Below are 7,167 nucleotides of genomic sequence, written 5' to 3'. Positions count from 1 at the left end.
GTCGGGGGCGGCACGGGGCCGCCGGGCGGCACGCCGTGCGGTGGGGGCGGCGGGGGCAGCCTGCGGCCGGGCGGGCCGCCGGGGGCCGCGTCGTCACCGGGGCGGCGCTCCCCGCTCTCCCCCGGCCTGTGGTGCTGGTCGCTCATCTGCCCTCACGCCCGGAAGATGTGGCGCCGGATGGACGCCGCGTTGGAGAAGATCCTGATCCCGAAGACGACGATGACGCCGGTGGAGAGCTGCGCCCCGACCCCGAGCTGGTCGCCGAGGAAGACGATCAGCGCGGCGACGACGACGTTGGAGAGGAAGGAGACCACGAAGACCTTGTCGTCGAACTTCCCGTCCAGCCGGGCGCGCAGTCCGCCGAACACGGCGTCGAGCGCGGCCACGACGGCGATGGGCAGATAGGGCTCCATGCCCGTGGGCACGACGGGCCGGGTGATGACCCCGACCACGACGCCGAGCACCAGCCCGAGAACGGCGATCACGGTGTGTGTTCCTCTCCAACGTTGCCGGGCGGGCCCGGTGCCTGCTGCGCCGGTGCCTCCCACCCTGGTTCCTGGGGGAGGGTCCCGGCGTCCTCGCCGCCCTCCCCCGGTGTCGCGGTGCCGCTGGGTTCCGGGCCCTCGTCGTCGGGGGCGCCGGGGCCGGCCGGGGTGGCGCTGCGCAGCACCAGGCGCGAGGCGGCGGGCAGCCGCAGCTCCTCGCGCTCCGACAACGAGCCGCGGATGCCGTAGTGCTCCCGCAGTGACTCCAGCGTCGCGCCGCCCGCGCCCGCCTCGAACGCGCTGCGCAGCGTCTGCGGGTCTCCGACGGCGTGGACGGTGTAGGGCGGCACCAGCGGACGGTTGTCGACCAGGACGGCGTCTCCGGCCGCGCGGATGGCGGAGACCGCGGTCAGCCGCTGACCGTTGATCGCGACCGCCTCGGCGCCGGCGGACCAGAGTCCGTTCACCACCCGCTGCAGGTCCCGGTCGCGGAGCCGGCCGGTGTCGGCGAAGCCGCTGCCCTCGCGGGGGCCGCCCCCGAGGCCGTCGCCCGCGCCCTCGGCGTCGTCGAGGACGAGTTCGACCCCGGGTCCGGTGACCGCGATGGCGCCGGCGAGCAGGGCCGTCAGCTCGGCCGCGCCGCCGCTGCCGCCGGTGAGCGAGGCGCGGCGCAGTTCGGCGACGTGGTCGCGGAGGTCGTCGACCTCCTGCTGGAGCGCCTCCGCCTCCTCGGTACCGCGTTCGGCGCGTTCCGCGAGTTCCCGGCGTTCCTGGGCGAGCGCGGGGGCGCCGGCCCGTGTCTGGAGGGCGCCGAGGGTGATCACCATCGCGGTGAGGAGCAGCCCGGCGATCAGCCAGAGCCGGCCGCCCCCGGACGGCGCACCGCCCGCCGCGCGTCGCCGCGCGGCCTCCTCGTACCCGGCGTCCAAGGGGTGGTCCATGACCTCGTTGAGCAGCCACATCGACGCGTCGGGACGCGTGGTGCGGTCCGCACGCTCGGGGCCGGGCTGCTGGGGCATGGCGGACATCGTCGCACGCCGCCGGACGGGTGAGGCGCGGGCCCCTCCCGTCCGGCGGCGCGCGGCTGTGCGGCGGGTCAGTCGCCGGCGCTGTCGACCACCGCGCTCCAGCGGTCGAGGAGTTCACGCGCGGCGTCGTCGTCGGGACCCTCCGCCCACAGGTGGGTCACGGCCTCCGCCGGGTCGGGCAGCACCATCACCCACCGGCCGTCGGACTCGACCACGCGCACGCCGTCGGTGGTGTCGACCCGGCGGTCCTCCGCGGACTCGACGACCCGGCGCATCACCATCCCCTTGACGGCCCAGGGGGTGACGATGTCGCGGCGCAGGACGTGGGCTCGCGGTATGCGGGCGTCGATCTGGCTGAGCGACAGCTGGGTGCGGGCGACCAGCCCGGTCAGTCGTACGAAGGCGGCGGCGGCGTCGAAGACGTTGCCGAACTCCGGGACGATGAAGCCGCCCTGCCCGTCGCCGCCGAAGACGGTGGCCTCCTTGGCCGCCGCGCGGGTGAGGTCGTCGGGCGAGGTCGTGGTCCACGCGACCTGGGTGCCGTGGTAGGCGGCGACCTGCTCGGCGATGCGCGTCGTGGTGACGGGCAGCACCACGCGGCCGCTGCGGCGTTCGGCGGCGACCAGGTCCAGCATGACCAGCAGCGCCCGGTGGTCGTCGACGACGCGGCCGCGTTCGTCGACGATGGACAGCTGTTCGCCCACCGGGTCGAACCGGACGCCGAAGGCGGCCCGTGCGGAGGCGACGATCTCGCCGAGCCGCACGAGGGCGGCGGCCCGGTCCTCGGCGGTCTCCGTGGGGCGCGCCTCGTCCAGGCCGCCGTTGATCGTCAGCGCGTCGACGCCCAGCTTGCCCAGCAGGCTCGGCAGGACGAGGGAGGCGCTGCCGTGGGCGGCGTCGACCACGACCTTCAGCCCCGCCTCCCGGACACCGCTGGTGTCCACGGCGCGCAGCACGGAGCCGGTGTAGGCGTCGAAGACGCTGGCGGGGAACCGCAGGTCGCCGATCTCGCCGGGGAAGGCGCGCCGGAACTCCTGGCGGGCGTAGACGCGGTCCAGCTTGCGCTGGCCGGCCTGGGAGAGGTCGGCGCCGTGCTCGTCGAGGAACATCACGTCGACCGAGTCGGGCACCCCGGGGGTGGTGCGGATCATGATCCCGCCGGCGCTGCCGCGGGCCGTCTGCTGGCGGGCCACGGGCAGCGGCACGTTCTCCAGGTCGCGGACGTCGATGGCCGAGGCCTGGAGGGCGGAGATCACGGCGCGCTTGAGAGCGCGGGCCCCCCGCGAGTGGTCGCGGGCGGTGGTGACGGTGGCGCCCTTCTTGAGCGTCGTGGCGTAGGCGCTGGCCAGCCGCACGGCGACCTCGGGGGTGATCTCCACGTTGAGGATGCCGGTGACGCCCCGCGCGCCGAAGAGGTTCGCCTGGCCGCGGGACTCCCAGATGACCGAGGTGTTGACGAAGGCGCCGGCCTCGATGGTCTTGAAGGGGTAGACGCGGACGGTGTCCTGGATGATCGACTCCTCGCCGATCAGGCACTCGTCGCCGACGACCGCGCCGTCCTCGATGCGGGCGGCGCGCATCACGTCGGTGTTCTTGCCCACCACGCAGCCGCGCAGGTTGGTCTGCGGGCCGATGTAGACGTTGTCGTGGATGACGGCCCGGTGGAGGAAGGCGTCCGACTTCACCACCACGTTGGAGCCGACGACGGTGTGCTCGCGGATCTCGGCGCCGGTCTCGACCTTGGCGTAGTCGCCGATGTACAGCGGTCCGCGCAGCGTGGCGTCGGGATGGACCTCGGCGCCCTCGGCGACCCAGACGCCGGGCGAGATCTCGAAGCCGTCGATCTCGACGTCGACCTTGCCCTCCAGCACGTCGGCCTGGGCCTTGACGTAGCTCTCGTGGGTGCCGACGTCCTCCCAGTAGCCCTCGGCGACGTAGCCGTACACGGGCCGCCCCTCCTTCATCAGGCGGGGGAAGACGTCGCCGGACCAGTCGACGGGCACGTCGGGGTCGACGTAGTCGAAGACCTCGGGCTCCATCACGTAGATGCCGGTGTTGACGGTGTCGGAGAAGACCTGTCCCCAGGTCGGCTTCTCCAGGAACCGCTCGACGCGTCCCTCGTCGTCGACGATGGTGATGCCGAACTCCAGCGGGTTGGGCACCCGGGTGAGGCAGACCGTGACCAGGGCGCCGCGCTCCCGGTGGAAGCGGATCAGCTCGGTCAGGTCGAAGTCGGTGAGCGCGTCGCCGGAGATGACGAGGAAGGAGTCGTCCTTCAGCGCCTCCTCGGCGTTCTTGACGCTCCCGGCGGTGCCGAGGGGCTTCTCCTCGTTGGCGTAGGTGAGCTCCATGCCGAGCTCCTCGCCGTCGCCGAAGTAGTTCTTGACGAGGGAGGCGAGGAACTGGACCGTCACCACGGTCTCGGTGAGTCCGTGGCGTTTGAGGAGCCGCAGCACGTGCTCCATGATCGGTCGGTTCACCACGGGCAGCAGCGGTTTGGGCATGCTCGCGGTCATCGGCCGGAGCCGGGTACCGGAGCCTCCTGCCATTACGACGGCCTTCATAGTGGAAGTGTCCTCCTCGCAGAGCGGACAGTCATGCCGACTGCGCCCGTCCGGACGAGTGCGCCCGCACAGCGGGGCGGGACAGGGGTGTCCGCCATGAGGGCGTGCCGTGCCTCAGCGACACTGCCGCAGGCGGGATCAGTCGGCCGCGGAGTCCGCCGTCAGAAGTCGGCGGACCTGGACCACGTAGAGAATCCCTGCCCACCAGTACAGCGCCGTACCCCAGGTGGCGAACGCCCATCCGAAAATCGCGGCCAGCGACGCGACGGTGCCGGTTCCGTCACTGAGCAGCAGCAGCGGGAAGGCGTACATGAGGTTGAAGGTCGCCGCCTTGCCCAGGAAGTTGACCTCGGGCGGCGCGTAGCCGCGCCGGTCGAGCACCAGGACGGCGACGAGCAGGCACAGCTCCCGCAGCAGGAGCAGCGCGGTGATCCACCAGGGGAGGATGTCGCGCCAGGTGAGGGCGACGAGGGTGGCAAGGATGTAGAGGCGGTCGGCCGCCGGGTCGAGGACCCGGCCGAGGCTGCTGACCTGGTTCCAGCGGCGGGCGAGCTTGCCGTCGAGGTAGTCGCTCACCCCGCTCAGCGCGAGGACGAGCAGCGCCCAGCCGTCCCTGCTCGGTCCGTCGAAGACCGGGGAGAGCACCAGCCAGAGGAAGAGGGGGACCCCGGCCAGGCGCGCCATGCTCAGCAGGTTCGGGACGGTGAAGACCCGGTCGGTCTGCACGCCTGTCTGTTGGACCTCCACCGGTGGAGCCCTCCCGTGTTCGTGTGAGGCCGGCGTTCCCGACGTCCGGCTGTGCAGACCCTATCGGGAGCGGTCGGTGGCACCGGGTGAGGGTGGCACCGGCAACGGTGACGGAGGGTGGAGCTGAGCCGAACGGTTCCGTGACGTACGCTCGTGTAGCGGCACAAACGTCCGATATGGGTCGGCGCCCGGGCGGGCGTCTGTCGAGGGAGGCAGCCCATGACCACCGTCTCGTCGCCGCTCGCCGGGCGGGTGTTGCCCCTGGAGGACGTGCCGGACCCGGTGTTCGCCGACGCGCTGGTCGGCCCCGGTGGCGCGGTGGACCCGGTGCGGGTCCCGCTGGAGGCCCTGGCGCCGCTCGACGGCATCGTCGTCTCGCTGCTGGCGCACACCTTCACGGTCGTGGACACCGCGGGCCGGGCGGTGCTGACCCATCTGGGGATCGACACCGTGCAGCTGGCGGGTGAGGGTTTCGAGCCGCTGGTGGGTAAGGGCGACAGGGTACGACGGGGCCAACCGCTGGTGCGGTGGGACCCGGCGGCCGTGGCGGCGTCCGGGAGGTCCCCGGTCTGTCCGGTGATCGCCCTGGAGGCGTCGGCCGCCGACCTCACGGGACTGCGTACCGGACGTGACGTCCGGGCAGGTGACGTGCTGTTCAGCTGGAACTGAGACCGGAGACGGGTGAGATGGACGCGAGGTTGAGGGGTGTCGGCGTGAGCCACGGGGTGGCCCGTGGCGAGGTGCGCCACATGGGGACCGCGGTGCTGGAGCCGCCGGCGAGGCGGCTGGCGGAGGGCGAGGCACCGCGCGAGCGGGAGCGCGCCGCGCGGGCCGTGGAGGCGGTGGCGGCGGACCTGGAGGCCCGCGGCGCACTGGCGGGCGGGGAGGCCCAGGCGGTGCTGGAGGCGCAGGCGCTGATGGCGCGTGACCCCGAGCTGGCGGCGGACGTGGAGCGCCGCATCGGCGCCGGCGACATCGCCGAGCAGGCGGTGCACGACGCGTTCGCCGCCTACCGCGAGCTGCTCGCCGCGGCGGGTGAGTACCTGGCGGGCCGGGTGGCGGACCTCGACGACGTCCGCAACCGCATCCTGGCGCGGCTGCTCGGCGTCCCGATGCCGGGCGTCCCCGACAGTGACGGGCCGTTCGTCCTGATCGCGCGGGATCTGGCTCCGGCGGACACCGCCCTCCTCGACCCGGCCCTGGTGCTCGGGTTCGTCACCGAGGAGGGCGGCCCCACCAGCCACAGCGCCATCCTGGCGCGCGCGCTGGGCGTGCCCGCGGTGGTGGCGCTGCCCGGTGCCGCCGAGCTGGCGGAGGGCACCGTCGTCGCCGTGGACGGCGAGAGCGGCGAGGTCGTGGTGGGCCCCGCGGACGAGGAGTGGGCGGCGCTGGAGCAGCGGGCGGCGGAGCGCAGGGCGGCGCTGGGTGAGGCCCGGGGCCCGGGAGCGACCTCCGACGGCCACAAGGTGCCGCTGCTGGCCAACATCGGCGGCCCGGGCGACGTCGCGGCCGCGGTGGAGGCCGGGGCGGAGGGCGTCGGGCTGTTCCGGACGGAGTTCCTCTTCCTCGGTGACGGGGCGGACGGCTCGCAGCCGCCGTCCGTCGAGGAGCAGGCCGAGGCGTACCGCCAGGTGCTGGCGGCCTTCCCCGACGGCCGCGTGGTGGTCCGCGTGCTGGACGCGGGGGCCGACAAGCCGCTGTCGTACCTCAACCCCGCGGAGGAGCCGAACCCCGCGCTGGGCGTGCGGGGGCTGCGGGCGCTGCTGGCCCACCGCGAGGTGCTGCTGGACCAGCTGCGCGCCCTGGGGCTGGCCGCCGAGGGGCAGTCGGCGTACCTGGAGGTCATGGCGCCGATGGTGGCCGGCCCCGGGGACGCGCGGGAGTTCGCCGACGCGTGCCGCGAGGCGGGCCTGACGGCACGGGCCGGCGTGATGGTGGAGGTGCCGTCGGCGGCGCTGCGCGCGCGGGCGCTGCTGACGGAGGTGGAGTTCCTCTCGCTGGGCACCAACGACCTCGCGCAGTACACCTTCGCGGCGGACCGCCAGGTCGGCGCGCTCTCGCGGTGGCAGGACCCCTGGCAGCCGGCGCTGCTCGACCTGGTGGCGCTCTCCGCGGAGGCGGCCAAGGCCGAGGGCAGCAGCTGCGGCGTCTGCGGTGAGGCCGCCTCGGACCCGGTACTGGCCTGCGTGCTGGCCGGGCTCGGGGTGACGAGTCTGTCGATGGGGGCCGCCTCGATCCCCTATGTGCGGGCGCGGCTGGCCGGCCACACCCTGGCGGAGTGCGAGCGCGCGGCCGCCGCGGCGCGGGCCGCGGACGACGCGGAGGGCGCGCGGGCCGCGGCGG

6 protein-coding genes are annotated in these 7,167 nt (G+C 74.0%); 2 read left to right on the top strand and 4 right to left on the bottom strand.

The window, feature by feature from the left end:
- Nucleotides 1-152 precede the first annotated feature (152 nt).
- The 4 genes from HCN56_RS21995 to clsA form a co-directional block, all read right to left on the bottom strand.
- On the bottom strand, nt 153-485 hold the full coding sequence (locus tag HCN56_RS21995) for a small basic family protein (protein ID WP_167973809.1): 333 nt from the start codon (nt 483-485) through the stop codon (nt 153-155).
- On the bottom strand, nt 482-1,504 hold the full coding sequence (locus HCN56_RS21990; RefSeq protein WP_167973807.1) for a DUF881 domain-containing protein: 1,023 nt from the start codon (nt 1,502-1,504) through the stop codon (nt 482-484). Before HCN56_RS21990 ends, HCN56_RS21995 begins: the two co-directional genes overlap by 4 nt.
- A 77-nt stretch (nt 1,505-1,581) precedes the next feature.
- A complete protein-coding gene (locus tag HCN56_RS21985) occupies nt 1,582-4,077 on the bottom strand; it encodes a mannose-1-phosphate guanyltransferase (RefSeq protein ID WP_167973805.1) in 2,496 nt (831 codons plus the stop codon).
- Nucleotides 4,078-4,215: 138 nt separating this feature from the next.
- Nucleotides 4,216-4,824: a cardiolipin synthase ClsA gene (gene clsA / locus HCN56_RS21980; RefSeq protein WP_167973803.1), complete on the bottom strand. Its 609-nt coding sequence runs from the start codon at nt 4,822-4,824 to the stop codon at nt 4,216-4,218.
- Between the two features lie 219 nt (nt 4,825-5,043).
- Here clsA and HCN56_RS21975 point away from each other — a divergent pair, with 219 nt between their 5' ends.
- Nucleotides 5,044-5,493, top strand: a complete 450-nt coding sequence (locus HCN56_RS21975; protein WP_167973801.1) for a PTS sugar transporter subunit IIA — start codon at nt 5,044-5,046, stop codon at nt 5,491-5,493.
- A 17-nt stretch (nt 5,494-5,510) separates the two neighbouring features.
- Nucleotides 5,511-7,167 (top strand): phosphoenolpyruvate--protein phosphotransferase (gene ptsP / locus HCN56_RS21970; protein WP_167973799.1); only part of this gene is annotated, 1,657 nt, incomplete at its 3' end.

The sequence above is a fragment of the Streptomyces lonarensis genome (assembly GCF_012033735.1).
Lineage (GTDB): Bacteria > Actinomycetota > Actinomycetes > Streptomycetales > Streptomycetaceae > Streptomyces > Streptomyces lonarensis.
The sequence above is the reverse complement of the archived record's forward strand: the minus strand, read 5'-3'. Positions and strand labels throughout refer to the sequence as shown.

Coding starts and splice junctions, on each gene's coding strand:
- HCN56_RS21990 (WP_167973807.1), bottom strand. CDS start 1,504: ATGCCCCAGCAGCCCGGCCCCGAGCGTGCGGACCGCACCACGCGTCCC.
- HCN56_RS21985 (WP_167973805.1), bottom strand. CDS start 4,077: ATGAAGGCCGTCGTAATGGCAGGAGGCTCCGGTACCCGGCTCCGGCCG.
- HCN56_RS21975 (WP_167973801.1), top strand. CDS start 5,044: ATGACCACCGTCTCGTCGCCGCTCGCCGGGCGGGTGTTGCCCCTGGAG.